The organism is Neobacillus niacini (genome assembly GCF_048572935.1).
GTDB classification, from domain to species: Bacteria; Bacillota; Bacilli; order Bacillales; family Cytobacillaceae; genus Neobacillus; species Neobacillus niacini.
On the sequence record NZ_CP183883.1, the window covers coordinates 2438015 to 2464562 of the forward strand.

General features: G+C 39.4%; 26 protein-coding genes and 2 other annotated features. Of the genes, 23 read left to right on the plus strand and 3 right to left on the minus strand.

From position 1 onward, the window contains the following. Positions 1–142: 142 nt before the first annotated feature. The 6 genes from thrS to ACN6MT_RS11730 all read left to right on the plus strand — a co-directional run bounded on the left by thrS (position 143) and on the right by ACN6MT_RS11730 (position 4600). Entirely contained in the window at positions 143–2080 is a 1938-nt protein-coding gene (thrS, locus tag ACN6MT_RS11705; RefSeq protein WP_419955988.1) for a threonine--tRNA ligase, read from the plus strand. A gap of 169 nt (positions 2081–2249) precedes the next feature. Next, positions 2250–2381, plus strand: a sequence feature (ribosomal protein L20 leader region). 134 nt (positions 2382–2515) lie between these two features. Continuing rightward, entirely contained in the window at positions 2516–3019 is a 504-nt protein-coding gene (gene infC, locus ACN6MT_RS11710) for a translation initiation factor IF-3 (RefSeq protein WP_034676878.1), read from the plus strand. Between the two features lie 17 nt (positions 3020–3036). Further along, positions 3037–3237 carry a 50S ribosomal protein L35 gene (rpmI, locus tag ACN6MT_RS11715; protein WP_034676880.1) on the plus strand — a complete coding sequence of 67 codons (201 nt, stop codon included), beginning with the start codon at positions 3037–3039 and terminating at the stop codon, positions 3235–3237. A gap of 31 nt (positions 3238–3268) precedes the next feature. After that, the gene (rplT, locus tag ACN6MT_RS11720; protein WP_034676881.1) at positions 3269–3625 is read left to right on the plus strand and encodes a 50S ribosomal protein L20; all 357 of its coding nucleotides are present in this window, start codon (positions 3269–3271) and stop codon (positions 3623–3625) included. A 55-nt stretch (positions 3626–3680) separates the two neighbouring features. Beyond that, a complete protein-coding gene (locus ACN6MT_RS11725; RefSeq protein ID WP_419955989.1) occupies positions 3681–3950 on the plus strand; it encodes a DUF1294 domain-containing protein in 270 nt (89 codons plus the stop codon). A 62-nt stretch (positions 3951–4012) separates the two neighbouring features. After that, positions 4013–4600 carry a TVP38/TMEM64 family protein gene (locus ACN6MT_RS11730; RefSeq protein WP_419955990.1) on the plus strand — a complete coding sequence of 196 codons (588 nt, stop codon included), beginning with the start codon at positions 4013–4015 and terminating at the stop codon, positions 4598–4600. Positions 4601–4604: 4 nt separating this feature from the next. Here ACN6MT_RS11730 and ACN6MT_RS11735 read toward each other — a convergent pair whose 3' ends face one another. Beyond that, positions 4605–4985 (minus strand): hypothetical protein, encoded by a 381-nt coding sequence (locus ACN6MT_RS11735; RefSeq protein WP_034676885.1) that lies wholly within the window; start codon positions 4983–4985, stop codon positions 4605–4607. A gap of 99 nt (positions 4986–5084) precedes the next feature. Between ACN6MT_RS11735 and ACN6MT_RS11740 the strand changes: the two genes are divergently transcribed. Together ACN6MT_RS11740 and ACN6MT_RS11745 are read left to right on the plus strand one after the other, a co-directional pair. Further along, entirely contained in the window at positions 5085–5576 is a 492-nt protein-coding gene (locus tag ACN6MT_RS11740; protein WP_419955991.1) for a dUTP diphosphatase, read from the plus strand. Positions 5577–5631: 55 nt separating this feature from the next. Next, complete coding sequence (locus ACN6MT_RS11745; RefSeq protein ID WP_419955992.1) at positions 5632–6717, plus strand: M42 family metallopeptidase; 1086 nt, start codon at positions 5632–5634, stop codon at positions 6715–6717. 176 nt (positions 6718–6893) lie between these two features. Here the strand turns inward: ACN6MT_RS11745 and sspI are convergent, their stop codons facing one another. Continuing rightward, positions 6894–7100, minus strand: coding sequence for a small acid-soluble spore protein SspI (gene sspI / locus ACN6MT_RS11750; protein ID WP_034676891.1), 207 nt, complete (start codon positions 7098–7100; stop codon positions 6894–6896). A gap of 110 nt (positions 7101–7210) precedes the next feature. Here sspI and ACN6MT_RS11755 point away from each other — a divergent pair, with 110 nt between their 5' ends. The 3 genes from ACN6MT_RS11755 to pheT all read left to right on the plus strand — a co-directional run bounded on the left by ACN6MT_RS11755 (position 7211) and on the right by pheT (position 11804). Next, entirely contained in the window at positions 7211–7960 is a 750-nt protein-coding gene (locus ACN6MT_RS11755; protein WP_419955993.1) for a TrmH family RNA methyltransferase, read from the plus strand. 61 nt (positions 7961–8021) lie between these two features. Next, positions 8022–8265: a binding site (T-box leader), on the plus strand. A gap of 71 nt (positions 8266–8336) precedes the next feature. After that, positions 8337–9374: a phenylalanine--tRNA ligase subunit alpha gene (gene pheS, locus ACN6MT_RS11760; RefSeq protein WP_034676894.1), complete on the plus strand. Its 1038-nt coding sequence runs from the start codon at positions 8337–8339 to the stop codon at positions 9372–9374. Positions 9375–9389: 15 nt separating this feature from the next. Next, entirely contained in the window at positions 9390–11804 is a 2415-nt protein-coding gene (gene pheT / locus ACN6MT_RS11765) for a phenylalanine--tRNA ligase subunit beta (protein WP_419955994.1), read from the plus strand. A 327-nt stretch (positions 11805–12131) separates the two neighbouring features. Here the strand turns inward: pheT and rnhC are convergent, their stop codons facing one another. After that, a complete protein-coding gene (gene rnhC / locus ACN6MT_RS11770; RefSeq protein WP_419955995.1) occupies positions 12132–13064 on the minus strand; it encodes a ribonuclease HIII in 933 nt (310 codons plus the stop codon). Between the two features lie 132 nt (positions 13065–13196). Here rnhC and zapA point away from each other — a divergent pair, with 132 nt between their 5' ends. From zapA to uvrC, 12 genes are all read left to right on the plus strand, one after another. Next, complete coding sequence (gene zapA, locus ACN6MT_RS11775; protein WP_034676900.1) at positions 13197–13457, plus strand: cell division protein ZapA; 261 nt, start codon at positions 13197–13199, stop codon at positions 13455–13457. A 7-nt stretch (positions 13458–13464) separates the two neighbouring features. After that, a complete protein-coding gene (locus ACN6MT_RS11780; RefSeq protein WP_419955996.1) occupies positions 13465–14019 on the plus strand; it encodes a CvpA family protein in 555 nt (184 codons plus the stop codon). 106 nt (positions 14020–14125) lie between these two features. Then, complete coding sequence (polX, locus tag ACN6MT_RS11785) at positions 14126–15847, plus strand: DNA polymerase/3'-5' exonuclease PolX (RefSeq protein ID WP_419955997.1); 1722 nt, start codon at positions 14126–14128, stop codon at positions 15845–15847. Positions 15848–15860: 13 nt separating this feature from the next. After that, positions 15861–18218 carry an endonuclease MutS2 gene (locus tag ACN6MT_RS11790; RefSeq protein WP_419955998.1) on the plus strand — a complete coding sequence of 786 codons (2358 nt, stop codon included), beginning with the start codon at positions 15861–15863 and terminating at the stop codon, positions 18216–18218. A gap of 19 nt (positions 18219–18237) precedes the next feature. Then, the gene (locus tag ACN6MT_RS11795; RefSeq protein WP_034676908.1) at positions 18238–18645 is read left to right on the plus strand and encodes a DUF350 domain-containing protein; all 408 of its coding nucleotides are present in this window, start codon (positions 18238–18240) and stop codon (positions 18643–18645) included. A 252-nt stretch (positions 18646–18897) separates the two neighbouring features. Further along, positions 18898–20601 carry a long-chain-fatty-acid--CoA ligase gene (locus ACN6MT_RS11800; protein ID WP_034676910.1) on the plus strand — a complete coding sequence of 568 codons (1704 nt, stop codon included), beginning with the start codon at positions 18898–18900 and terminating at the stop codon, positions 20599–20601. A 246-nt stretch (positions 20602–20847) separates the two neighbouring features. Next, positions 20848–21432 (plus strand): TetR/AcrR family transcriptional regulator, encoded by a 585-nt coding sequence (locus ACN6MT_RS11805; RefSeq protein ID WP_034676912.1) that lies wholly within the window; start codon positions 20848–20850, stop codon positions 21430–21432. A 29-nt stretch (positions 21433–21461) separates the two neighbouring features. After that, positions 21462–22232: an enoyl-CoA hydratase gene (locus tag ACN6MT_RS11810; RefSeq protein ID WP_034676914.1), complete on the plus strand. Its 771-nt coding sequence runs from the start codon at positions 21462–21464 to the stop codon at positions 22230–22232. Between the two features lie 102 nt (positions 22233–22334). After that, positions 22335–23108 (plus strand): electron transfer flavoprotein subunit beta/FixA family protein, encoded by a 774-nt coding sequence (locus ACN6MT_RS11815; RefSeq protein WP_419955999.1) that lies wholly within the window; start codon positions 22335–22337, stop codon positions 23106–23108. A gap of 71 nt (positions 23109–23179) precedes the next feature. Next, positions 23180–24157 (plus strand): electron transfer flavoprotein subunit alpha/FixB family protein, encoded by a 978-nt coding sequence (locus ACN6MT_RS11820; protein ID WP_034676918.1) that lies wholly within the window; start codon positions 23180–23182, stop codon positions 24155–24157. A 165-nt stretch (positions 24158–24322) separates the two neighbouring features. Then, positions 24323–24637, plus strand: a complete 315-nt coding sequence (gene trxA / locus ACN6MT_RS11825) for a thioredoxin (RefSeq protein ID WP_034676920.1) — start codon at positions 24323–24325, stop codon at positions 24635–24637. Between the two features lie 128 nt (positions 24638–24765). Then, the gene (gene uvrC / locus ACN6MT_RS11830; RefSeq protein ID WP_034676922.1) at positions 24766–26538 is read left to right on the plus strand and encodes an excinuclease ABC subunit UvrC; all 1773 of its coding nucleotides are present in this window, start codon (positions 24766–24768) and stop codon (positions 26536–26538) included. Positions 26539–26548 lie beyond the last annotated feature (10 nt).

Here is a 26548-nt window from a genome sequence, read left to right on the forward strand (position 1 = left end):
TCAATATACAATAGCCGGAAATTCTCCGCCTATGAATTTTCAACTCTATACGAAAATCAACAATGAATAATAACAGAGCCATTTTAAACAGCGTTTTACAGACAAATTTGTCTCGAGCGCTCAAATCAAAGGAGGAATTACCATGTCAGACGTTGTTAAGATTTCGTTTCCAGATGGGGCAGTAAAGGAGTTTCCTCGTGGAACAACAACCGAAGATATTGCCGCTTCCATCAGCCCGGGACTTAAGAAAAAGGCAATCGCTGGGAAATGGAATGGTCAATTATTTGATCTTCGCCGTCCAATCGAAGAAGACGGTTCAATAGAAATCGTTGTCCCAGAATCAAAAGAGGCTTTGGAGATTTTACGTCATAGTACAGCTCACTTAATGGCTCAAGCGATTAAAAGGCTGTACGGCAAAGAGGTAAACCTTGGTGTAGGTCCAGTAATCGAAGGTGGGTTCTATTATGATATCGACCTCGAGGAATCCATTACTCCAGAGGATTTACCGAAAATTGAAAAGGAAATGGCGAAAATCGTCAATGAAAATATCGAGATCGTTCGTAAAGAAGTAAGCCGGGCAGAAGCGGTTCAGTTCTTCAAAGCAGAAGGCGACCCTTACAAGCTTGAGCTAATTGAAGCGATTCCTGATGATGAGCAAGTTACAATCTATGAACAGGGTGACTTCGCTGACCTTTGCCGAGGTATCCACGTTCCTTCAACCGGTAAAATTAAAGAATTCAAATTATTGAGCATCGCGGGAGCGTACTGGCGCGGTGACAGCAAAAACAAAATGCTTCAGCGTATTTACGGTACTGCTTTCTTCAAGAAAGAGGATTTGAAAGAGCACCTTCGTTTACTTGAAGAAGCGAAAGAACGTGATCATCGTAAGATTGGTAAAGAGTTAAACCTGTTTACTAGCTCTCAATTAGTTGGACAAGGGCTGCCATTATGGCTTCCAAAAGGCGCAACAATCCGTCGAGTGGTTGAAAGATATATTGTTGATAAAGAGCAGCGTCTTGGGTATGACCATGTTTATACTCCGATCATGGGAAGTGTCGATTTATACAAAACTTCAGGTCACTGGGATCATTACCAGGAAGATATGTTCCCTGTAATGGATATGGATAACGAGCAATTGGTTCTTCGCCCAATGAACTGTCCGCACCACATGATGGTGTACAAAAATGCGATTCACAGCTATCGTGAACTTCCAATCCGGATTGCTGAGCTTGGAACGATGCATCGTTATGAAATGTCTGGTGCTTTATCAGGTTTACAGCGTGTTCGTGGAATGACCTTAAATGATGCGCATATCTTTGTTCGACCAGACCAAATTAAAGATGAATTTAAGCGAGTTGTTAATCTTGTTCTAGAAGTATACAAAGATTTCAATATCAAGGACTATTCCTTCCGTCTATCCTACCGTGATCCACAAGATACTGAAAAGTACTTCGATGATGATGCAATGTGGGAAAAAGCGCAAAGTATGCTGAAGGAAGCAATGGATGACCTTGGCCTTGATTATTATGAAGCAGAAGGAGAAGCAGCTTTCTACGGTCCTAAACTTGATGTTCAAGTGAAAACAGCTTTAGGAAAAGAAGAAACCCTCTCTACTGTTCAGTTGGACTTCTTACTTCCTGAACGATTTGATTTAACTTATGTTGGGGAAGACGGCAAGCAGCACCGTCCAGTGGTTATCCACCGTGGAGTCGTGTCAACAATGGAACGCTTTGTAGCCTTCTTAATTGAAGAATACAAAGGGGCATTCCCAACTTGGCTTGCTCCCGTACAGGTACAAGTCATTCCAGTTTCACCTGACGTGCATTTTGACTTTGCAAAGCAGGTTCAGGAACAGCTTCAAAATCAAGGCTTCCGTGTTGAATTAGATGGCCGTAATGAAAAAATTGGCTACAAAATCAGAGAAGCCCAAATGCAAAAAATTCCATACATGCTCGTTGTCGGTGACAAAGAAGTAGAAGAAAATGCCGTCAACGTCCGCAAATACGGAGAACAAAAATCAGAAACAGTACCATTTGCAGAATACCTTGAGTCATTACTTGCAGAAGTAAAAAGAGGATAATGGTTTAACAAAGGGAGGTTTTCTCCCTTTGTTTTTTTGAAAAGAAAAAATTTCTATTGAATAATTTTTCGTTTCTTGATAAAATGAATTTCGTTGTCATACGAAATGCATGTTTGACATCACGTCTTTGCTTATGTTATAGTAACTAAGGAAAATTGAATACTAGTTTTGGGAAAAGAAGAAGCACCCGCTTCTCACCTGATTGACGCAATTGGCAGTTGGCAGGTTTTACGTGAACTCTTTGGTTTATTACTTTTGTTTCGTAAAGTGTGGGTGTATACATCCGCACTTTTTTATTTGTAAAAACAAAGCATTTAAAAAAAGTTGTTCATTTCTTGCCGAAACAGCATAGCGTCAAAAGTCAGTCAGCTGACTATCTTGACCCGAAAGTTGTATTCGTGAAAACCTTGGAGGTGGCTAATTATTAGCAAAGACATGTTGTTAAATGAGGGTATTCGCGCTCGCGAAGTTCGTCTAATTGATCAGAACGGCGAACAATTAGGTATTAAAACCAAATTTGAAGCGCTGGAGATTGCCGGACGAGTGAATCTTGATTTGGTACTAGTTGCACCAAATGCGAAGCCTCCGGTAGCCCGAATTATGGACTATGGCAAATTTAAATTCGAGAATCAAAAGAAAGAAAAAGAAGCTCGAAAGAATCAAAAGATTATTGTTACAAAAGAAGTTCGTCTCAGCCCAACAATTGATGAGCATGACTTTAATACAAAACTTCGCAATGCGATTAAGTTTTTGGAAAAAGGCGACAAGGTAAAAGCTTCAATCCGCTTCAAGGGCCGGGCGATTACCCATAAAGAAATCGGTCAACGTGTATTAGACCGTTTTGCTACAGAGTGCAAGGAAGTTGCAACAATTGAATCTCATCCAAAAATGGATGGACGAAGCATGTTCCTCGTTCTAGCACCTAAAACTGAAAAGTAATAAGGAGGACTATCCCAATGCCAAAAATGAAAACTCACCGTGGCGCTGCAAAGCGTTTCAAGAAAACTGGTTCTGGTAAACTGAAGCGTTCACACGCTTATACTAGCCATTTATTTGCAAACAAATCTACAAAAGCTAAGCGTAAGCTTCGCAAAGCTTCACTTGTTTCTAAAGGCGATTTCAAACGCATCCGTTTCTTATTAACAAATCTTAAATAATCGTTAACGATTGATATAGGAGGAAAAATTCATGCCACGTGTAAAAGGCGGTACTGTAACGCGTCAGCGTCGTAAAAAAGTTATTAAATTAGCAAAAGGTTATTATGGTTCAAAACATACATTATACAAAGTAGCTAACCAACAGGTTATGAAATCTTTAATGTATGCATTCCGCGATCGTCGCCAGAAGAAGCGCGACTTCCGCAAACTTTGGATTACTCGTATCAACGCAGCAGCTCGTATGAACGGTCTTTCTTACAGCCGTTTAATGCATGGCTTAAAGCTTGCTGGTATCGAAGTAAACCGCAAAATGCTTGCTGAATTAGCAGTAAGCGATGCAGCAGCATTTACTGAATTAGCAAACGTTGCAAAACAACAGCAGAAATAATTCATTAAGCCATTCTCAATAAGAGGATGGCTTTTTCTATAGGGGAGATGGGGAAGTGACTACCATTTTAGTTGGATACATCATCATGAATCTTATTGGTATGATTGTGATGAAAGTAGACAAAGAACGGGCAAAAAAACATCAATACCGTATTAGTGAAAAGACATTATGGCTCGTAGCGTTATTTGGAGGAGCCGTTGGCACGACATTAGGAATGCAACTATACCGTCATAAAACAAAGCATTTATCTTTTAAGGTGGGTTTTCCCCTTCTAGCAGCTGCTGAAATCATACTTTTGGGTTATTTTTTTACGTTGCAGACATAACAGCCTGCCCCTTTTTATATCTTTAATTAACAAGAAAAGAGCAGCACCCAGGGGGCATGTAAATGAATGAGGACTTGTCTTTGCTGTTAATCATGGTGGAAGCTGGCGGCGTTTTTGCTCCACTTGCTTTCGTGTTATTTCATCTGCTCAGATCGTTCTTATTTATTCCTGTATCAGTTGTCATCATTGCTGGCGGTGTTCTGTTTGGAACTTTATGGGGAACTATTTATTCCGTTATCGGTTTAATGGGGGTTAGCGTTTTCTTTTATGCATTTATTGATAGAATGCCGAAAACACAGGAGCGCATTATAAAAATTAAAAATCGGTGGTTCGGAGAATATCGAAATCTTACGGTTGGTCAAATAGCCATTTTAAGACTTATTCCTTTTGTACATTACCATCTATTGAGCTTTTGTTTAAAACAAAGAAAACCTAAATTTAAAGAGTACATGAAGGCTTCATTCCTAACCAATATTCCAATTGCTCTTTTCTTTACAATATTCGGAGAGTATATATCTACCTTTACACCTTCTCTAATCATTTTGATTCTTCTAGGTTTAACTATACTCGTTTATCTTTTAAGAGAAAAACAAAATATAATTAAATGGAAGGAGTTCTTTAAGAGAACAAAGGAAAAAGCCGCTGGTTAAGCGGCTATTTTTGTTGCAAAAACTCATGTATTGGGCTTTTCCAATGAATTTGGGCAGCAGGATATTTTTCAAGTATCTTTTTTTCAATAAAATAAAAGTCTTCCTTAGCCATTCCTTGAACCGCAGTGGGATGGTTCGGTGAAAGTGAAATAGAAACAACATCTATATTGTTTTTCGTGGCCCCTAAGTATTTTTCTCCTGTAAACACTGCACCATTGTAGGTAACCTGAAAATTCTTAATGACCTCCTCATTATCTAGCAGTAAAAAGCGTTTGTGCTTTCGTGCTGCTTCTAATTTACGAGTTGGTTTGAGGAGGAACTTCATTGTTACAAAAACAAAGAAGAAAAACAAGAAAACAAGCGCTAAGCGCAGCAGCCAAACCATGACATTGCCTCCTAGACCTTTTTCCTACTATACGAACTGGAAGGAGAAAAGTTTCATTCTCCGCGCAGTTTGATATAATTTTGCAGAGGGAGTGATAAAATGCAGTTAGAAAAATTATTTAGAATGCAGCAAGCGTTAGATCAGCATATTGTGGAGAAGCATGAATTACAGAACGAAGATTTATTTAATAGAAAGGTTCTTGCTTTGCTGGTGGAGCTAGGAGAATTGGCAAATGAAACACGCTGTTTCAAGTTTTGGAGTATCAAGCCATCGTCGGAAAAAAGTGTTGTATTAGAGGAGTTTGTTGATGGAATACACTTTATATTATCTTTAGGAATTGAATGTGGTTTTCAGAACCTAGATTACAAACTTGAATTGGAACCTTCAACAGTGAGCACTACAGAGCAATTCCTTTTGATTTATGAAAAAGTAAATGAATTTAAAGACAGCAAGAAGGATTGTGATTTCCAAATTTTACTTCAATGCTATTTACAACTAGGTACCGTGCTTGGAATATCTTATGAGGAAATGGAAAAAGCATATTTTGCAAAAAATGAAGTAAATTATCAAAGACAGCAGAATAATTATTAGCTGAATATTATTTTCTGTATAATAAGGTTGAACAGACATAAAAGGGGGCGAAGCAATGGCTAAATTAGACGAGACGTTAACAATGTTTAAGGAGTTAACCGACGCCAATGGGATTCCCGGCAACGAGAGGGAAGTTCGCGAAGTAATGAAAAAGTACATAGCGCCATATGCAGATGAAGTCACAACTGATGGACTTGGCAGTTTAATTGCCAAGAAGGTAGGAAAAGAGGGCGGGCCGAGAATCATCGTAGCTGGGCACTTGGACGAGGTAGGTTTTATGGTAACGCAAATTGATGACAAAGGTTTCCTGCGTTTTCAAACCGTAGGCGGCTGGTGGTCACAAGTTATGCTGGCACAGCGCGTCACCGTGGTTACCAATAAAGGTGATATCGTTGGGGTCATCGGATCCAAGCCACCGCACATTTTGCCGGCGGAAGCCCGTAAGAAACCTGTAGAAATCAAAGATATGTTTATTGATATTGGTGCCTCTAGTCGTGAGGAGGCTATGGAATGGGGCGTCCTGCCTGGTGATATGGTCGTACCATATTTTGAATTTACGGTTATGAATAATGAAAAATTGCTCTTGGCAAAGGCATGGGATAACCGAATTGGCTGTGCGATCGCCATTGATGTAATGAAGCAATTAAAAGGGACGGAACATCCGAATGAGGTTTATGGTCTAGGAACAACCCAAGAAGAAATTGGCTCTCGAGGTGCCCGTACTTCAGCTGAAAAAATTAATCCGGATATTGGCTTTGCAGTGGATGTTGGGATTGCTGGGGATACTCCAGGAATTTCTGAAAAAGAGGCAATGAGTAAAATGGGGAAAGGTCCGCAAATTATCCTCTACGACGCTACTCTTGTAGCCCATAAAGGCTTGCGTGATCTTATTATCAATGTTGCTGATGAGTTAAATATTCCGTATCAATTCGATGTTATTCCTGGCGGCGGAACGGATGCAGGTCCTATTCATACTGCGCACCATGGTGTTCCTTCCATTCCTATTACCATCGCAACACGTTATATTCATACTCACGCTGCAATGCTTCACCGTGATGACTATGAGAATGCGGTTAAATTGATTGTTGAAGTCATTAAGCGATTAGACCGGGAGACAGTTGATAAGATTACGTATGAATAATGGTTTAAATCCTCGACAGTGAAGTCGAGGATTTTTTTAATACTACCACGTGCCCGAACAGAAACATTTTTGCAATTTGGGTAAAGTGAGCCCCTCGCACCTGCCCCATATATTTCCTTTTTCGGTCCCATAGGTTCCATTAGAAAAGCTGCCGAAATTATTCGGCAGCCGGAAAATTATTTTAATCCACTTTCAAGTGCTGCAAGCATTTCTTTCTTTTCTTCCTCAGAAGAATTTTTCCAAATGACTTCAAATAATACACCTAATCCTGGGAGCATTTTTTCTTCTCCATTTTGAATAGCGTCAACAATTGTATCCTCTAATTCTGCTTGTGAGTTACCAGAAACATTGTGAATAATGGCATTCCGTAAATTTAAGTTCATATGAATTCACTCCTTTTTATCCTGTATTACTCTAATATGATTTCTAATTTTAGTTTTATTATGTATTTTTTTTGGGATATAATGAGAAAAAACACTGAAGGAGTACAAACTTGAAGCATATTGAATCCATTCAAAATCCAAAAGTAAAACAATGGAAAAAACTTTTAACGAAAAAGGAACGAGATAGATCCGGGACATTTTTAGTAGAAGGTTTTCATTTAGTAGAAGAAGCATTAAAACAAAGTGAAAGTGTTATCGAGATTATAGTCTCTGATAAGACAGGTCTTCCTCCGCGATGGGATTCTGGGGAAATACCAGTAACGATTGTAACCGAGGAGATTTCCAATTCATTATCTGAAACGGAGGCACCACAAGGAATCTATGCAGTTTGTCGGCAGGTTCAAGTAGACGTACCAAACGGAAAAACGTATTTGCTAATCGATGCCGTACAGGATCCAGGGAATCTAGGAACGATGATTCGTACGGCTGATGCTGCAGGCATTGACGCAGTTGTGGTAGGAAAGGGAAGTGTCGATGTTTACAACTCAAAAGTACTCCGCTCGGCACAGGGAAGTCATTTTCATTTGCCAATCATAAGAGGGGATCTACATGATTGGATTGAAAGACTCCATGAAAAAAATATTTCTGTTTACGGTACAGCACTTGAAGGTGCTTCAGCATATACTGATATTTCAACAAGTGAGTCTTATGGATTATTAGTTGGCAATGAGGGAAATGGTGTTAATAAAGAACTGCTGGCGAAGACGACTGCAAATCTTTATATTCCGATTTATGGCAAGAGCGAATCACTGAACGTTGCAGTCGCTACAGGCATCCTGTTATATTTTTTGAAAAAATAGACGATACTAGTTTGAATCATGGAGTAAAGTATTATATAATTATCTACATTATTGAAAAATAGCAAAAACGATGACGGAGAAAAGTATCTTATCAAAGACCATTTTAGGGAGAAAGTGCCTTGACTGAAAGCACTTTTATGGGAAGGTTAAGAGAAGTTCACCTCCTGAGTTGGCATCGGGACCATTTCAAATCGAAATGTAAAGATGCACCGGCCTAAGCCGTTATCTCAATGAAGCGAACACATGTGTTTTATACATACCGTGTTTACAAGGGTGGTACCGCGACTATAAACCTCGTCCCTTTCCAGGGATGGGGTTTTTTTGTTTGTTGAAAAATAACCGCTCTATATTTAACGATTAAAAAGGAGGAAATACGATGCAAGAACGATTAAAGGAATTGCAGCAAGAAGCTATTCAAAAAATTGAACAGTCTTCAAGCTTAAAAGAATTGAATGACATTCGCGTTGCCTACTTAGGAAAAAAAGGTCCAATTACGGAAGTATTGCGTGGAATGGGTAAACTTTCAGCAGAAGAGCGTCCGATTATGGGAGCACTTGCAAATGAAGTTCGTGAAGCGATTGCAACTACATTAGAAGCAAAACAAAAGGATTTAGAGGAAGCTGCGGTTTTAGAAAAACTAGCCTCTGAATCCATTGATGTTACACTGCCAGGAAGACCCGTTAAGGTTGGTAATCACCACCCATTAACACGAATCATTGAAGAAATTGAAGATTTATTCATTGGTATGGGTTATCAGGTAGCTGAAGGGCCTGAAGTGGAGCAGGATTATTATAACTTTGAGGCTTTAAATTTACCAAAAGGTCACCCTGCTCGCGATATGCAGGATTCCTTCTATATTACTGATGAGATATTACTGCGTACCCACACTTCACCCGTTCAAGCTCGAACTATGGAAAAGAACCAAGGGAAAGGGCCAATCAAAATTATTTGCCCAGGTAAAGTGTACCGCCGTGATAATGATGATGCGACACACTCTCACCAGTTCATGCAAATCGAGGGTCTTGTTGTTGGTGAAAACATCCGCATGAGTGACCTTCATGGGACATTAGAAATCTTTGCGAAAAAAATGTTTGGTGAAGACCGTGAAATCAGATTGCGCCCAAGTTTCTTCCCATTCACAGAACCATCTGTTGAAATGGACATTTCCTGTATGATTTGCGGCGGACACGGCTGTAATGTTTGTAAGAAAACAGGCTGGATTGAAATTCTTGGTGCAGGAATGGTCCATCCAAACGTTCTTGAAATGGCTGGCTATGATTCTAAAAAATACACTGGATTCGCGTTCGGTATGGGACCAGAGCGAATCGCCATGTTGAAATACGGTGTCGATGACATTCGTCATTTCTATACAAATGATGTACGTTTCTTAAAACAGTTTTCTAAGCATGAATAAGGGAGGAGATTAAAAATGTTCGTTTCATATAAATGGCTCCAGGATTATGTAGACTTATCCGGAGTATCAGCTTCTGAATTAGCAGAGAAAATCACAAAAAGCGGGATTGAGGTTGAGGGTGTAGATGTCCTTAACGAAGGAATTACAGGAGTAGTAGTTGGTCATGTTGTTGAGCGTGTGCAACATCCAAATGCTGATAAACTTAGCAAATGCCAAGTTGACATCGGTCAAGGTGAACCTGTTCAAATAATTTGCGGCGCACCGAATGTGGCACAAGGTCAAAAGGTAGCAGTTGCAACGGTTGGTGCAGTATTACCAGGAAACTTTAAAATCAAACGAGCAAAGCTTCGCGGTGAAGAATCAAATGGTATGATCTGCTCCTTAACAGAACTTGGTGTGGAAGCAAAGGTTGTGCCAAAGGAATATTCAGAAGGAATCTTTGTTTTTCCTCAGGATGCAGAAGTTGGCACTGACGCAATTGCATTATTAAATCGTAATGATGAAGTTCTTGAGCTTGGTTTAACTCCAAATCGCGCAGATTGCTTGAGCATGCTTGGGGTGGCTTACGAAGTAGCAGCGATTCTAGGAAGAGAAGTAAAGCTTCCAGAAATTGATGTTCAGCCAGTAAATGAAAAAGCCGCAGATTATATTACGGTAAAAGTAGAAGCAAATGAAGATAATCCTTTATATGCTGCTAAAGTCATTAAAAATGTAAAAATCGGTCCTGCGCCGCTATGGATGCAAACCAGATTAATATCAGCTGGCATTCGTCCGCACAATAATGTAGTCGATATTACCAACTACATTCTCTTGGAATACGGTCAGCCGCTGCATGCATTTGACTATGATCGTTTAGGTTCAAAGGAAATTCTCGTTCGTCGTGCTCATGATGGTGAAAAGTTCTTAACGCTTGATGATGTAGAACGTACATTAACTTCTGACCATTTAGTGATTACAAACGGAAAAGAGCCTGTTGCATTAGCAGGAGTAATGGGTGGAGCCAATTCTGAGGTTACTTCAGATACTACAACCGTATTGTTGGAGGCAGCTTATTTTACAGGTGGAACGGTAAGAAAAGCGTCTAAAGACCATGGTTTAAGAAGTGAAGCAAGTGCTCGTTTTGAAAAGGGTGTTGATCCTAACCGCGTACGAGCTGCCGGTGAGCGTGCTGCATACTTAATGGCAAAATACGCTGGCGGCGAAGTACTAGAAGGTGCTTCCGAAGTTAATACACTTACAGTAGAACCAGCAGTGGTTTCGATAACTCTAGAAAAAATAAATAGTGTTATCGGCACAAACTTGACTGTTCAGGATGTTGAAGCTATTTTCGAACGTCTTCAATTTACTGTAAATGTTGAAGAGAATGTAATCACTGTTACAGCTCCTACGCGACGTGGTGACATCAAAATCGAAGAAGACTTAATTGAAGAAGTAGCCCGTCTTTACGGCTATGATAACATTCCTAAAACATTGCCATTCGGTTCCGCTACACCAGGTAAGTTATCAGATTACCAAGAAAAGCGCCGAATAGTCCGCCAATATTTGGAAGGTGCAGGATTATACCAAGCAGTGACGTATTCCTTAACAAGTGAGGAAAAAGCAGCACAATTCGCACTGGAGAAACGTGACTTTATTCGTCTGGCAATGCCGATGAGTGAGGACCGCAGTATCTTGCGTTTAAGCATAATGCCGCAGCTTTTGGAAGTTTTAAAATATAACAGTGCCCGCCAAAACGACAGTCTTGCTGTTTATGAAACGGGTGCGGTATTCTTAGCAAATGGAAACGAAATATTACCTGAAGAACAAGAGCATTTAGCTGGTGCTGTCACAGGTCTTTGGCACAGTCATTCTTGGCAGGGTGAGAAAAAAGCTGTTGACTTCTATGTGTTAAAAGGCATTTTAGAAGGATTGTTTGCAAAACTTGGCCTTACTGAAAGTGTGACATATGTTCAAGCGAAAGTTGATAACATGCACCCAGGAAGAACGGCTGAAATTCACTTAAATGGTGAAAGAATCGGTTTTGTCGGCCAAGTACACCCAACTATGCAAAAAGAGCTTGATTTGAAAGATACTTATGTTTTTGAACTTTCATTGAAGGCAGTTCTAGAAGAAGCGACAGCGGCATTAAGATACGAAGCCATTCCACGTTTCCCATCCATTACAAGAGATATTGCTCTTGTCGTTGATAAAGAAACAGTATCAGGCGTGTTAAAGGACGTTATTCAATCAGCAGGCGGAAAGCTTCTTAAAGAAGTCAGCGTTTTTGATTTATATGAAGGTGAACGTATGGAAGAAGGCAAAAAATCTATTGCCTATTCACTGAAATACATGGATCCAGAACGTACATTAACAGATGAAGAAGTAACAAAAGTTCATACTCAAGTACTTGAAGCCTTAAAAGAAAAGGCAGGAGCAGTGTTGAGAGGATAATGATAGATAGAAAATATGACCTAGTGACTTTCAACTAGGTCATTTTTTATGCAGTCTATTTGTGAAGTTAAAAAATGGAAATCTAGGTCAAAGCAGAATCTTTGAGTGACCGAAGAGTATTCATAAAAAGCATTTGGGTCAATGCAGGACCTCTGGAGTGACCGAAGAGCATTCATAAAAAGCATTTGGGTCAATGCAGGACCTCTGGAGTGACCGAAGAGCATTCATAAAAAGCATTTGGGTCAATTCAGGAAGTCTGGAAGCATTTAAGTCAATCCAACATAGGGCTGGAGTGACTGAAACCGAGACAGACTAAAGCCTACTGCATTAGCTCCTCTTTTTCTTTACCAGATTCATTGCTTTTTCCGTATTAGCAAAATGAAGCTTTACAAATTGAGGCAATACCTCTCGTCCTTTTTTCAAAATCAGTTTTGCTGCAGCTTCATCGACCAACGATCCTGCTCCTTTTGGGATTTTAAAGCCTGCCGCTTCACTTAATTTATCGAAATACTGTACAAAAGCGTACCGTGCGAGGATTGAAGCTGCTGCTACTGCAAGATGAATTCCCTCAGCCTTCGTACTAAAATAAACATTTTCCTTCGCAACAGCCTTTTGATTTTTCACATGCTGAAAATAAGTACTCTCTTGAACGAATTGATCAATCAGAATACCCTCCGGTTTAACCGGTTCAATCTTCTCCAGTACATTGAGGATGGCTTGGTTATGAAGAATGGCCTTCATTTTCCCCTGTGACATCCCAGCCTTTTGCAGCTGATTGTATTTTTCATTTTTCAACGTCATTAAACTAAAAGGGACCACATCTTTAATAACCTTTGCGATAGCGATAATTTTGTCATCATTTAAATCCTTTGAATCCCTGACCCCTAATTCTTTTAATAAAGGGATATCTTCCTTTCGAACATAGGCAGCGACAACGGTGATGGGTCCAAAAAAATCACCGGTACCGACTTCATCGGAGCCAATCACCGACCAGCTGCTAAAACCTTGCGGAAGATGACCTTTAGCTGCTTTTGACTTGGCGGGAGCTTTTGCTTCTGCCATGCCCCACCTGCCTGCTTCTGCTTCAGAGCCGCTCCCTTGAAATAAAACTTTTCCAGACTTATAGGCCGTGATCATCGAGCCAGAAGTCTTGGCTGCAAACACACTTCCTGGAGGAGTTTTATCTAGCAATTTACCTTCATAGTAGCTTTTCATTTTATTAATTTCAGACATACTTAGATTTAGTACGACATTTCCCACTTCAAAAACACTCCTCGGCATTATTTAAAAAAAGTAAAAATTCACCAAATTAAACTGTTTACTTTTCGACACACATCCGTTCGTGTTATATTATAAATTAGGGATTTCTTCGAATCGAATGGAGGCAGTAATTTGTCAAATATTGAAAAAACTAGAACAACCGTTGATATATACGGACAGCAATACGTTATCTTAGGAACCGAAAACCAGAGTCATGTTCGACATGTCGCTTCCTTAGTTGACAAAAAAATGCGCGAAATTGGTTCCAGAAATCCGCTGCTAGATGTAAATAAGCTCGCTGTACTTACAGCAGTAAATGCGGTCAATGATTATATTAAAATGAAGGAACAATTAGAGCGGCTGCAATCTGAACTACAAAAGGAAAAGGACTGAATAAGTCATGCTGGATTTAGCAATTATTATTTTATTAATTTTTGGTTTTTTTATCGGGTTAAAAAGAGGATTCATATTGCAGTTGGTCCATTTAACAGGTTTTATTATTGCATACATAGTGGCAAATTTATACTATGACGATTTGGCACCTAGACTAACGCTGTGGGTGCCGTATCCGAATCTAGGTACGACTTCTCCTCTAAAACTATTAAGTGAGAATGGTAATATGGAGGAAGCTTTTTATCGTGCGATTGCTTTTGTTATAATATTTTTTGCGGTAAAGATTTTACTGCAAATCATCGGATCGATGCTTGATTTTATTGCCCATTTGCCTATTCTTAAGCAATTAAATGTGTGGGCAGGCGGGTTACTTGGTTTTGCTGAAGTCTATTTAATTCTCTTTATTTTATTATATATTGCTGCGCTAATTCCAATGGAAACTTTACAAAAACCATTGGATGATTCCATTATGGCGAATCTTATCGTTAATCATACGCCATTTCTTACAGAACAAATTAAGAATATTTGGCTGGAATATACAGCTGCAATGAATTCTCTCTGATGAGAGAATGCCCTACTTCTCTCTAGGAGAGAATGCCCTACTTCTCTCTCTAGGAGAGAAGTTTTTCTATTAAAAGGTTAAAATAATGGTAAGGTGGGTGGAAGTAATGGAGGTAAATAAAAAAGATTTAATTCGACTATTAGAAACAATCGCGATATACATGGAGCTAAAGGGTGAAAATCCTTTCAAGGTATCTGCCTTCCGCAAAGCTGGCTCTGCACTGGAATTTGATGATCGCAGCTTATCTGATATTGAAGACTTTACTTCGTTATCAGGAATCGGCAAAGGGACCGCAGCGGTTATTGAAGAATACATAAATGAAGGCACTTCTACAGTATTAAAAGAGCTAAAGGAAGAGGTTCCGAAAGGGTTGATCCCGTTATTACAATTGCCTGGCCTTGGCGGAAAAAAGATTGCCAAGCTTCACAAAGAACTAGGAATTGAAGATGTTACAACCTTAGAAGAAGCATGTAAAGCTGGAAAAGTACAAGCGCTAGCAGGCTTTGGAAAAAAAACAGAGGAAAAAATTTTAAGCGCCATTGCCAATGTTGGCTCTAGACCTGACCGACTGCCTCTTGCTTATATGCTGCCAATTGCTGATTTAATAGAGGCAAAACTTGCTGAACTTCCTGAGATTCATCAATATTCTCGTGCCGGAAGCTTGCGTAGAGTACGGGAAACCGTAAAAGACCTTGATTTTATCATTTCAAGTAAACAGCCGGAAAAAGTAAAACAATTTCTGCTGGAATTACCGAATATAAAAGAAATTATTGGCGCTGGAGATACAAAGGTATCACTGGTTTTTGGATTTGAGTATGATGTATCGGTTGATTTTCGTCTCGTTAAACCAGAGGAATTCATCACGACTCTTCACCATTTTACTGGTTCAAAGGACCATAATGTCCGGATGAGACAATTGGCTAAAGAACGTGGAGAAAAAATAAGTGAATACGGCGTTGAGAATGTTGAGAGTGGTGAAATACTTACTTTTTCATCAGAGGAAGAGTTTTTCAAGCATTTTGATCTGCCGTTTATTCCACCAGAAATACGTGAAGATGGAAAAGAAGTCGAGGATTTTCCTGCATATGAAGGTGAATTAATCGAACTAAGCGATATCAAGGGCGATCTTCACATGCACTCAACCTGGAGTGATGGGGCACATTCCATCGAGGAAATGGTGGAGGCTTGTCGTGCAAAGGGCTATAAGTACATGGCTATAACGGACCACTCCCAATACTTAAAGGTGGCGAATGGGCTCTCGCGTGAGCGGTTATTACAGCAAAAAGAAGAAATTAAAAAATTAAATGAAAAATACGATGATATACTAATTTTATCAGGCGTAGAAATGGATATCCTGCCAGATGGGACATTGGACTATGAGGATGATTTGCTTGCTGAAATGGATTTCGTCATCGCGTCGATTCACTCTGCTTTTTCACAGCCAAGAGAAAAAATCATGGAGCGGTTACGCACAGCATTAGAAAACGCACATGTTGATTTAATTGCGCACCCGACTGGCCGGAAAATTGGCAGACGTGAAGGTTATGATGTCGATATCGATATGCTGATAGAATTGGCCAAAGAAACGAATACCGCTTTAGAACTGAATGCCAATCCTAACAGATTGGACCTAAAAGCTGAATACTTACGAAAAGCACAGGAAGCAGGAGTTAAACTATTTATTAATACTGATGCCCATAAGAAAGAAACGTTATCACATATGGGTGTAGGGGTTTCAACAGCGAAAAAAGGCTGGATAAAAAAATCATCGGTCATCAATGCACTAGAACCGAATGACTTACTAGAATTTTTGCATAATCGAAAATAGGGGGTTCATCTCCATGCAAGAAAGAACGTTAAAAGTATTGGAATTTACCAAAGTGAGAGAACAGCTTATTGAACATGCTGCTTCATCACTGGGTATAGATAAATTAAAAAGGTTAGTACCATCAATAGATTATGATGAGGTCATTAAGCTGCAGGCAGAAACAGATGAGGCAACGACTGTGTTGCGAATTAAAGGAAATGTCCCGTTATCAGGTATTCACGATATACGAGCACATATTAAGCGCTCGGTCATTGGGGGAGTACTTAGCTCGCATGAGTTGATTCAGGTTGCGAGCACCATCCATGCCAGCAGGCAAATGAAACGGTTTATTGAAGATATCGCAGAAGAAAGAACCGAAATCCCACTATTATTGGAACAGGTCAATCGTATTATTCCTTTAGTCAATTTAGAGGAATCGATTAGACATGCCATTGATGAGAGTGGTGAGGTTCTTGATAGTGCCAGTGATTTGTTACGTTCATTAAGAAATCAATTGCGCTCGAATGAAGCGCGGGTCCGTGAAAAATTAGAAAGTATGATTCGTTCATCCAATGCAGCAAAAATGCTGTCAGATTCGATTATTACAATTCGAAATGATCGCTTTGTTATTCCTGTTAAACAGGAGTACCGAGGACATTATGGCGGTATTATTCATGACCAAAGCTCATCAGGGCAAACTCTATTTATTGAGCCGCAAGTGATTGTCCAATTAAACAATCAATTACAGGACATTAGAGTAAAAGAGCAGCTTGAAATTGATAGAATTTTGACCGAGCTTTCTGCAAAGACTGCTGAATATGAATCGGAGCTGCAGGTCATCGTTGAGATTCTGGGCAATCTCGATTTTATTTTTGCAAAGGCAAGATACGGCCGGAAGATGAAAGCGAGTATGCCTCGAATGAATAATGAAGGCCGAATTGCTTTATATAAAGCTAGACATCCATTAATTCCGATTGACGAAGTGGTAGCAAATGATATTTTGCTTGGCAAGGATTATACGACAATTGTCATTACCGGACCAAACACTGGCGGTAAAACCGTGACCTTAAAAACGCTTGGCTTATGTTCATTAATGGCGCAGGCAGGCTTACAGGTTCCTGCCTATGATGGCTCAGAACTTGCTGTTTTTGACGCGATTTATGCAGATATTGGTGATGAGCAGTCCATTGAACAAAGCTTAAGTACCTTTTCGTCACATATGGTAAATATTGTGGACATTTTGAAAAAGGTCGACTTTAATTCACTGGTCCTATTTGATGAGCTTGGTGCAGGAACTGACCCTCAGGAAGGTGCTGCGCTTGCTATTTCCATTTTAGATGAGGTCCATCATCGAGGGGCAAGAGTGATTGCCACAACGCATTATCCAGAATTAAAAGCCTATGGATATAATCGGGAAGGTGTCCTAAATGCAAGTGTTGAATTTGATGTTGAAACGTTAAGTCCAACCTACAAGCTCCTTCTTGGCGTACCCGGACGAAGCAATGCGTTTGAAATCTCAAAACGCTTAGGGTTAAATGAACGCGTTATTGAAGCAGCAAGATCCCATGTTAGTGAAGATACAAATCAAATCGATAAGATGATTGCGTCTCTTGAGGCAAGCAAGCGCCAAGCTGAAATTGAGCATGAGGAAGCGCGGGATTATTTAAGGCAGGCAGAAAAGCTCCATCAGGATATGCAAAATCAAATGATAGAATTTTACCAAAACAAAGACGCTATGCTTGAAAAAGCGGCTGAGCAAGCTGGTGAAATTCTTGATGAAGCAAAGAGTGAGGCGGAAAAGGTTATTCGTGACCTTCGCAAAATGAGAATTGAAAAGCATGCCGATATAAAGGAACACGAATTAATTGATGCAAAGCGCCGTCTTGAAGCAGCGACTCCAGAAATAAAGAAATCAGCGAATCAAGTCAATAAGAAAACGAAGAAGCACACCTTCACTGCAGGTGATGAAGTGAAAGTTCTAACATTTGGACAAAAGGGTATACTTCTTGAAAAAGTTACGGATAAAGAATGGCAGGTACAAATCGGCATCCTAAAAATGAAGGTGAAAGAAAAGGATTTAGAATTTGTCAGTACGCCTAAACCTGTGGAAACGAGACCAATGGCAATCGTCCAGGGCAGGGACGCTGATGTAAAGTTAGAGTTGGATTTACGCGGAGAAAGATACGAGGCTGCACTTATGAGAGTGGAAAAATATATAGATGATGCGTTATTATCAAACTATCCTCGTGTGTCCATTATACACGGAAAAGGCACAGGAGCATTAAGACAGGGAGTCCAGGAGTATTTACGAAATCACCGTTCAGTCAAGAAAATTCGGTTTGGAGAAGCGGGTGAGGGCGGTTCTGGTGTAACTGTGGTTGAATTTAAATAATATCTGGGGAGAATAGGAAATGAACCAGTTTTGGGATAACGTATATATTCAAAGTGCTGCCAATTATAGTGTGGTGATCTTATGTGTGATTGTCTTCTTAGCCATTTTTGAGTTGGTAACGAAATATAAAAATTGGGAAGAAATCCAAAAGGGCAATGTCGCCGTGGCAATGGCAACTGGAGGGAAAATCTTTGGAATTGCTAATATTTTCCGTTATTCCATTGAACAAAATGATTCATTGGTTACAATGATAAGCTGGGGAGTATTTGGCTTTGTGCTGTTACTGGCAGGATATTTTATCTTTGAATTCTTAACACCTAAATTTAACATCGATCAAGAAATTAAAAATGGTAATCGTGCAGTCGGATTTATTGCCATGATATTGTCAATCGGATTATCTTTTGTTATAGGTGCAGGAATTTCGTAAGGGGAGATTAGAGTGGAGACATTAGCGAAAGTGCTTCTTGGTTTATGCGCCTTGTTTTTGCTAATCGGTTTGGGGTACATGTTCTTTTAATTTGTAAATCATCGCTGATCATTTCAGCGGTGATTTTTTATTACTTGAAATTTTCGTGATATAGTGAGCATATATTGTTATTGTAATTGTTTAAACAGTCTGACTATATTATAATGAAAGGGAAGTGGAAAATTTTACAATAGAATAAGAAGGAGGGTTATTATGTATGATTCTAAACCATGGTTGCAGCATTATCCCGAGGAAATTCCTGCAGAACTGGAATTTCGAAAAGAACCTGTTCAGCAGTATTTAGTAAATGCAGCTAAAAGTTTTCCAGAAAAAACGGCGATTCATTTTATGGGAAAGGAAATGACGTATCAAGAGCTTTACGATGAAGCATTAACCTTTGCCAGTTATCTTCAGCAGATTGGTATTTCAAGAGGTGACCGTGTTGCCATTATGCTTGCCAATACACCACAAGCGGTCATAAGTTATTTTGGTATATTGATGGCTGGGGGAATAGTTGTTCAAACCAATCCGTTATATACCGAACGAGAACTTGAATACCAAATGAAGGACTCCGGAGCAAAAGCGATCATCACACTCGACATCCTCTATCCTCGTGCTTCTAAGGTGATGCCTAAGACTAATTTGCAGCACATTATTGTAACCGCTATCAAAGACTACCTGCCATTTCCCAAAAATTTAGTTTATCCTTTTATCCAGAAAAAGCAATATGGAATTGTTGTTAACGTTAAACATGAAGGCAATACCCATTTATTTAAAGAAATTGTCAAACTAAAACCTAATAAACTAGTCGAATATGACTTTGATTTTGAAGAGGATGTTGCGCTGCTTCAATATACAGGCGGTACAACAGGATCTCCGAAAGGGGTTATGCTGACACATCGAAATTTAGTAGCAAATTCTTCCATGTGTACGGCATGGCTATATAAAGCAAAGCCAGGTGAGGAATCAGTTTTAGGAATCGTTCCGTTTTTCCATGTATATGGAATGACGATTGTTATGATTTTATCGGTTATGCAGGCATATAAGATGATTATATTACCTAAGTTCGATCCATTAACCACCTTAAAGACAATCCAAAAGCAGCGACCTACTTTGTTTCCAGGTGCGCCAACGATTTATATCGGACTATTAAATCATCCTGATTTAAAAAAATACGATTTATCATCGATTGATTCCTGTCTAAGTGGTTCCGCCCCGCTCCCGGTTGAAGTTCAAGAGGAGTTTGAGGCCATTACAGGAGGGAAACTTGTTGAAGGATATGGATTAACAGAATCTTCTCCTGTTACTCATGCAAATTTCTTATGGGATCGTGAACGGATAAAAGGAAGTATTGGTGTTCCTTGGCCAAATACCGAAGTGAGGATTGTTTCAATGGAAGATGGAGAAGACATGCCGGTTGGAGAAATAGGAGAAATTATCATTAAAGGTCCTCAAATCATGAAAGGCTATTGGAACCGTCCAGAAGCAACCGAGGAAACGATTAAAGACGGCTGGTTGTTTACAGGTGACCTTGGCTACATGGATGATAAAGGTTATTTTTATGTAGTAGATAGAAAGAAAGATATGATTATTGCCGGAGGGTATAATATATATCCAAGAGAAATCGAAGAGGTATTATATGAACACCCAGATGTGTTGGAGGCTGTAGCTGCAGGAATTCCAGACCCTTATAGGGGTGAAACCGTTAAAGCATACGTTGTCTTAAAAGAAGGCTCGCAGATTACCTCTGATGACTTAAACCAGTACGCCAGGAAATATCTAGCCGCCTATAAGGCGCCAAGATTATATGAATTTAGAAAAGAATTGCCAAAAACAGCCGTAGGAAAGATTTTAAGAAGAACACTTGTCGAAGAAGAAATGAAAAAGATAGAAGAAGAGAACAAAAAACATGCCTAATTAGAACACAGACTGCACTAATTTTTTTTTGCACAATAATGCTTGTCCTTATGAAGGCAGTAAAGTAATATAAAAATGTCCAGTATTTCTTGACAGAAATACATCTAAAACCTATTATAAAAATATGAATGATTATTCATTCATATTTTTTCTTTTTTAATTACTTGGCTGTGATAAAGCAAAAATTTGATTTTGTTTCAACAGCCTATTACTATTATACTTTCTTCGGGAGGAGGGAGAATTACTATGAAAAAAAACAAGCCAAAATACATGCAAATCATCGACGCAGCAGTAATTGCGATTGCCGAAGTGGGTTATCATCAGGCACAGGTTTCTAAAATTGCAAAGCAGGCTGGTGTAGCAGATGGCACCATTTATCTCTATTTTAAAAACAAAGAAGACATTCTCATCTCACTCTTTGAAGAAAAAATGGGAAGCTTTATTGAAAAAATAGATGAAATGCTGGCAGGAAAACAGAGCGCCGCGGAGAAGTTATTAATGATGATAGAAGCTCATTTTAAAAACCTTTCTGATGATCATCACATGGCAATCGTAACCCAGCTTGAATTACGACAATCCAATAAAGAATTGCGTTTACGTATAAACAATGTTCTAAAAGGCTATTTAAAAGTGATTGATAAAATCATCATAGAAGGAAAAGAAACGGGAGAGTTTTCAAGCGACCTCGATGTCCGCCTTGCCAGACAAATGATATTTGGCACAATGGATGAAACCGTGACAACCTGGGTTTTAAATGAGGAGAAATACGATTTAGTGGCACTCGCTAAACCGGTTCACCAGCTGTTGATTAGGGGCTGCGGAAGTCATTAATTTTCGAGTGTAAAGGAGGAGGGGTTCTATTGGAATACTTAAAATGGTCTAATCAAGATTCGATCGCGACAATCACCATCAGTCGTCCACCGGCAAATGCCCTCTCACAAGGATTATTAAGAGAACTGTCGGCTGTTCTAGACGAAATTGAACCTAATCGTGACATTAAGGTGATTGTCATCCATGGGGAAGGGCGATTCTTCTCTGCGGGAGCTGATATTAAAGAATTCACTACCGTATCATCTTCCGAAGGATTTGCCAAGCTTGGAAAGTATGGTCAGGATTTATTTGATCGGATGGAAAAGTTTCCTAAACCAATCATTGCTGCTATTCATGGCGCAGCACTTGGCGGCGGCTTGGAGCTGGCCATGGCATGTCATATCCGTTTAGTTGGAGAAAATACTAAGCTTGGTCTTCCAGAACTACAGCTTGGACTAATCCCTGGTTTTGCTGGAACACAGCGTCTTCCAAAATATGTTGGGGTTGCACGTGCAGCAGAAATGCTGTTCACGTCTGAGCCAATCACAGGATTGGAAGCGGTTCAATTCGGTCTGGCGAACCATGCTTATCCGGAACAGGAAGTCTTTGAACATGCTCTTAAATTGGCGGGTAAAATCGCTAAGAAAAGTACAGGTTCATTAGAAGCAACGATTCAATTATTAAACTTTGCTAAAAATGAAGAGTTTTATGAAGGCTCTAAAAAGGAAGCAGAGTTGTTTGGAGAAATATTTGTTTCCGATGATGCAAAAGAAGGAATTCAGGCTTTTATTGAAAAACGAGAGCCGCATTTTAAAGGGTGAATAACTTTTATCACTCCGATAGAAGTTGCTAATAATTTTTTTTGCTGTAAATTTTCTTAATCTTTGGAACAGAAATAATGTTTGCATTATAGGAGGGAAATCATGAACATTTATGTACTATTGAAAAGAACCTTTGATACAGAAGAAAAGATTACTATTTCCGGCGGAAAAATCAATGAGGACGGCGCTGAGTTTATCATCAATCCTTATGATGAATATGCTGTGGAAGAAGCAATCCAAGTCCGCGATGCAAATGGTGGAGAAGTAACGGTTATTTCCGTAGGCACGGAAGAAGCTGAAAAGCAATTACGTACCGCACTCGCTATGGGCGCAGACAAAGCCGTTTTAATTAATACAGAAGATGATGTGGAAAATGGGGATCAGTTCACAACATCAAAAATCATTGCTGAATATCTAAAGGATAAAGAAGCGGATCTTATTATCGGTGGAAATGTAGCGATTGATGGCGGATCTGGACAAGTAGGTCCACGTGTTGCTGAATTGTTAAACATTCCTTATGTTACAACCATTACTAAGCTTGAAATTGCTGGAACAAATGTAACCGTTACCCGTGATGTTGAAGGAGATTCTGAGGTAATTGAAACGAGTCTGCCATTATTAGTTACAGCTCAACAGGGTTTAAACGAGCCTCGTTATCCATCTTTACCAGGGATTATGAAGGCAAAGAAAAAGCCGCTTGATGAACTAGAATTAGATGATCTTGATTTAGAAGAAGATGATGTTGAAGCAAAAACAAAAACAATCGAAATTTACTTGCCGCCAAAGAAGGAAGCTGGAAAAGTGTTATCTGGAGAATTAAATGATCAGGTAAAAGAACTCGTTCACCTTCTTCATACAGAAGCAAAAGTAGTTTAATCGTAACGATACTTATACGTTCAGAATGATGATTCTGATTAGCCAAAAAAGATTCGCAGGAGGGTAAAAGAATGACTAGAAAAGTATTAGTATTAGGGGAAACTCGTGACGGTTCTTTACGTAATGTTTCATTCGAAGCAATTGCTGCAGCTAAGACAGTAGCTGACGGCGGAGAAGTGATTGGTGTTTTAATCGGTGAAAATGTTAGCGCTTTAGGCACAGAATTAGTGCAATATGGTGCGGACCGAGTTGTAGTGGTTGAAGGTGAAAAATTAAAACAATATACATCTGACGGCTATGCTCAAGCATTACTTGCTGTAATCGAAAAAGAAAGCCCAGAAGGTCTAGTTTTAGGACATACTTCACAAGGAAAGGATCTTTCTCCGCGAATTGCCGCTAAGCTGTCATCCGGCTTAATTTCAGACACAACTGCAGTTGAAGTTGCTGGCGGGAATGTTGTCTTTACAAGACCTATCTATTCTGGTAAAGCATTTGAAAAGAAAATTGTAACGGACGGATTAATTTTTGCAACAGTAAGACCAAATAATATCGCACCACTTGCCAAGGATGAAAGCCGATCTGGTGAGGTTGCCTCTTTATCTGTTGAGATTAAAGACCTTCGTGCGATTATCAAAGAAGTGGTTAGAAAAGCAAGTGAAGGTGTAGATTTAAGTGAAGCAAAAGTTGTAATCTCTGGCGGACGTGGTGTCAAGAGTGCAGAAGGCTTCGAACCGCTTAAAGAATTAGCCAATGTTTTAGGCGGCGCAGTTGGGGCATCCCGTGGTGCCTGTGACGCTGACTATTGTGATTACTCTTTGCAAATCGGTCAAACTGGTAAAGTTGTAACACCTGACCTTTACATTGCTTGTGGAATTTCTGGAGCTATCCAGCATTTAGCAGGGATGTCAAACTCCAAGGTAATCGTTGCGATCAATAAAGACCCAGAAGCCAATATCTTTAAAGTAGCAGATTATGGTATTGTTGGGGATCTATTTGAAGTAGTACCACTTTTAACAGAAGAGTTTAAAAAGTTAAAGGTTCACTCATAATAAATAAGGCGAGCAGTGGAAACTGTTCGCCTTATTACATATAATAAGCCAGAATATGAACCGTTTTTTAGGGGAAATTACATCCGAGACAGATTATTAGCATGATGGTTTAAACAATGCTATACTTTCGATAGAAATTAGTAATTATTTAGGAGGAATAAACAAATGGCTATTTCAAACGTAACTGATGCAAATTTCTCTGCTGAAACAGGCTCTGGTCTTGTTCTAGCGGATTTCTGGGCTCCATGGTGTGGACCTTGTAAAATGATCGCTCCAGTTCTTGAGGAACTTGATTCCGAAATGGGCGAGAAAGTAAAAATCGTTAAATTAGATGTAGACGATAACCAAGAAACTGCTGCTAAATACGGCGTTATGAGTATCCCTACATTACTTGTTTTCAAAAATGGCGAAGTGGTTGACAAAGTAGTCGGCTTCCAGCCAAAAGACGCTTTAGCTGGTGTATTAGAAAAGCACGTTTAAGAATTGATAACCTTAGCTGGATTCCTCTGGCTAAGGTTTTTATTTTTGGAAATAGAATCAGGCTTTTCTTTATGCGGAGTTTGCTTTAAAATTTTTATGATAGATAAAGACGGGGAGGAGCAGCTAGTATGAATGAGATAATAAAACAAAAATTAACACTGCTGCCTGATCAGCCTGGCTGCTACTTGATGAAGGACCGTCAGGGAACGATCATATATGTAGGAAAAGCTAAAATACTAAAAAATCGTGTACGGTCTTATTTTACCGGTTCACATGATGGTAAAACATTTAGACTCGTCAATGAGATTGAGGACTTTGAATATATCGTCACCTCATCTAATATCGAAGCACTGTTACTCGAATTAAATCTAATCAAAAAATACGATCCTAAATATAATGTCATGCTGAAGGATGATAAAACCTATCCGTTTATTAAATTGACAGCGGAGAGACATCCAAAACTCATCATTACAAGAAAAGTAAAAAAGGATAAAGGCAAGTACTTTGGTCCTTATCCGAACGTCATGGCAGCGAATGAAACGAAAAAGCTGCTAGACCGAATCTACCCATTGCGAAAATGCTCAACCCTTCCAGACCGTGTGTGTTTGTACTACCATTTAGGTCAGTGCCTGGCACCATGTGTAAATGAAGTACATGAAGAGCAATACAAGCAAATGACCGACGAAATTACCCGTTTTCTTAATGGCGGATTTAAAGAGATAAAAAAAGAACTAACGGAGAAAATGACCAGTGCATCTGAAGAATTAGATTTCGAGCGTGCAAAGGAATTCAGAGATAAGATTATCCACATTGAAACCATTATGGAAAAGCAAAAAATCACGATGACTGATTTTACTGATCGCGATGTGTTTGGCTATGCTGTCGATAAAGGGTGGATGTGTGTTCAAGTTTTCTTTGTACGCCAAGGAAAACTGATTGAACGTGACGTTTCCATGTTTCCAATCTACAATGAGCCAGAAGAAGAAATTCTTACTTTCCTAGGTCGATTTTACGAAAAATCGAATCATATTAAACCGAAGGAAATTTTGATTCAGGATGAAATTGATTTAAATCTTGCCGAACAGCTTCTTCAGGTTAAAGTCCTAAAACCTCAGCGCGGTCAGAAAAAAGATCTTATTAAAATGGCAATTAAAAATGCGAAAATTGCATTGAATGAGAAATTCTCTCTAATCGAAAAAGACGAGGTAAGGACGATAAAGGCTGTTGAAAACCTTGGGGAGCTTATGGGTATTTATACCCCGCATCGCATTGAGTCTTTCGACAATTCTAATATTCAAGGGACGGATCCTGTATCTGCGATGGTGGTCTTCATTGATGGGAAGCCGAATAAGCGTGAATACCGAAAGTATAAGATTAAATCGGTTAAGGGACCTGATGATTATGAATCGATGCGTGAAGTAACCAGAAGAAGATATTCTAGGGCGTTGAAAGAAGGACTTCCGCTTCCGGACCTCATTATTATTGATGGCGGAAAAGGGCATGTAGAGGCGGTCAGAGACGTTTTAGAAAACGAACTGGGTTTAGATATCCCCCTAGCTGGGCTAGTCAAGGATGATAAGCACAAAACTTCTCAGCTTTTATATGGGAATCCACTTGAAATTATTCCGCTCGGCAGAAACAGCCAAGAATTTTATTTATTGCAAAGAATCCAAGATGAGGTTCACCGTTTTGCGATCACTTTTCATCGTCAAACACGAGGAAAAAGTGCGTTTCAATCGCTACTGGACGACATTCCAGGTGTTGGTGAAAAACGTAAAAAGCAGCTGTTAAAGGAATTTGGTTCCGTTAAGAAAATGAAAGAAGCTACATTTGACGAGTTTAGAGCCATTGGAATTCCAGCTCCTGTAGCAGAGGAATTAATTAAAAAACTTCAATCATAGTGATTGTCAG

Coding starts and splice junctions, on each gene's coding strand:
- pheS (WP_034676894.1), top strand. CDS start 8,337: ATGCAAGAACGATTAAAGGAATTGCAGCAAGAAGCTATTCAAAAAATT.
- uvrC (WP_034676922.1), top strand. CDS start 24,766: ATGAATGAGATAATAAAACAAAAATTAACACTGCTGCCTGATCAGCCT.
- thrS (WP_419955988.1), top strand. CDS start 143: ATGTCAGACGTTGTTAAGATTTCGTTTCCAGATGGGGCAGTAAAGGAG.
- ACN6MT_RS11805 (WP_034676912.1), top strand. CDS start 20,848: ATGAAAAAAAACAAGCCAAAATACATGCAAATCATCGACGCAGCAGTA.
- infC (WP_034676878.1), top strand. CDS start 2,516: ATGTTGTTAAATGAGGGTATTCGCGCTCGCGAAGTTCGTCTAATTGAT.
- pheT (WP_419955994.1), top strand. CDS start 9,390: ATGTTCGTTTCATATAAATGGCTCCAGGATTATGTAGACTTATCCGGA.
- ACN6MT_RS11815 (WP_419955999.1), top strand. CDS start 22,335: ATGAACATTTATGTACTATTGAAAAGAACCTTTGATACAGAAGAAAAG.
- ACN6MT_RS11745 (WP_419955992.1), top strand. CDS start 5,632: ATGGCTAAATTAGACGAGACGTTAACAATGTTTAAGGAGTTAACCGAC.
- rpmI (WP_034676880.1), top strand. CDS start 3,037: ATGCCAAAAATGAAAACTCACCGTGGCGCTGCAAAGCGTTTCAAGAAA.
- ACN6MT_RS11795 (WP_034676908.1), top strand. CDS start 18,238: ATGAACCAGTTTTGGGATAACGTATATATTCAAAGTGCTGCCAATTAT.
- ACN6MT_RS11790 (WP_419955998.1), top strand. CDS start 15,861: ATGCAAGAAAGAACGTTAAAAGTATTGGAATTTACCAAAGTGAGAGAA.
- ACN6MT_RS11780 (WP_419955996.1), top strand. CDS start 13,465: ATGCTGGATTTAGCAATTATTATTTTATTAATTTTTGGTTTTTTTATC.
- rplT (WP_034676881.1), top strand. CDS start 3,269: ATGCCACGTGTAAAAGGCGGTACTGTAACGCGTCAGCGTCGTAAAAAA.
- ACN6MT_RS11740 (WP_419955991.1), top strand. CDS start 5,085: ATGCAGTTAGAAAAATTATTTAGAATGCAGCAAGCGTTAGATCAGCAT.
- trxA (WP_034676920.1), top strand. CDS start 24,323: ATGGCTATTTCAAACGTAACTGATGCAAATTTCTCTGCTGAAACAGGC.
- ACN6MT_RS11730 (WP_419955990.1), top strand. CDS start 4,013: ATGAATGAGGACTTGTCTTTGCTGTTAATCATGGTGGAAGCTGGCGGC.
- sspI (WP_034676891.1), bottom strand. CDS start 7,100: ATGAACTTAAATTTACGGAATGCCATTATTCACAATGTTTCTGGTAAC.
- ACN6MT_RS11820 (WP_034676918.1), top strand. CDS start 23,180: ATGACTAGAAAAGTATTAGTATTAGGGGAAACTCGTGACGGTTCTTTA.
- ACN6MT_RS11735 (WP_034676885.1), bottom strand. CDS start 4,985: ATGGTTTGGCTGCTGCGCTTAGCGCTTGTTTTCTTGTTTTTCTTCTTT.
- ACN6MT_RS11800 (WP_034676910.1), top strand. CDS start 18,898: ATGTATGATTCTAAACCATGGTTGCAGCATTATCCCGAGGAAATTCCT.
- polX (WP_419955997.1), top strand. CDS start 14,126: ATGGAGGTAAATAAAAAAGATTTAATTCGACTATTAGAAACAATCGCG.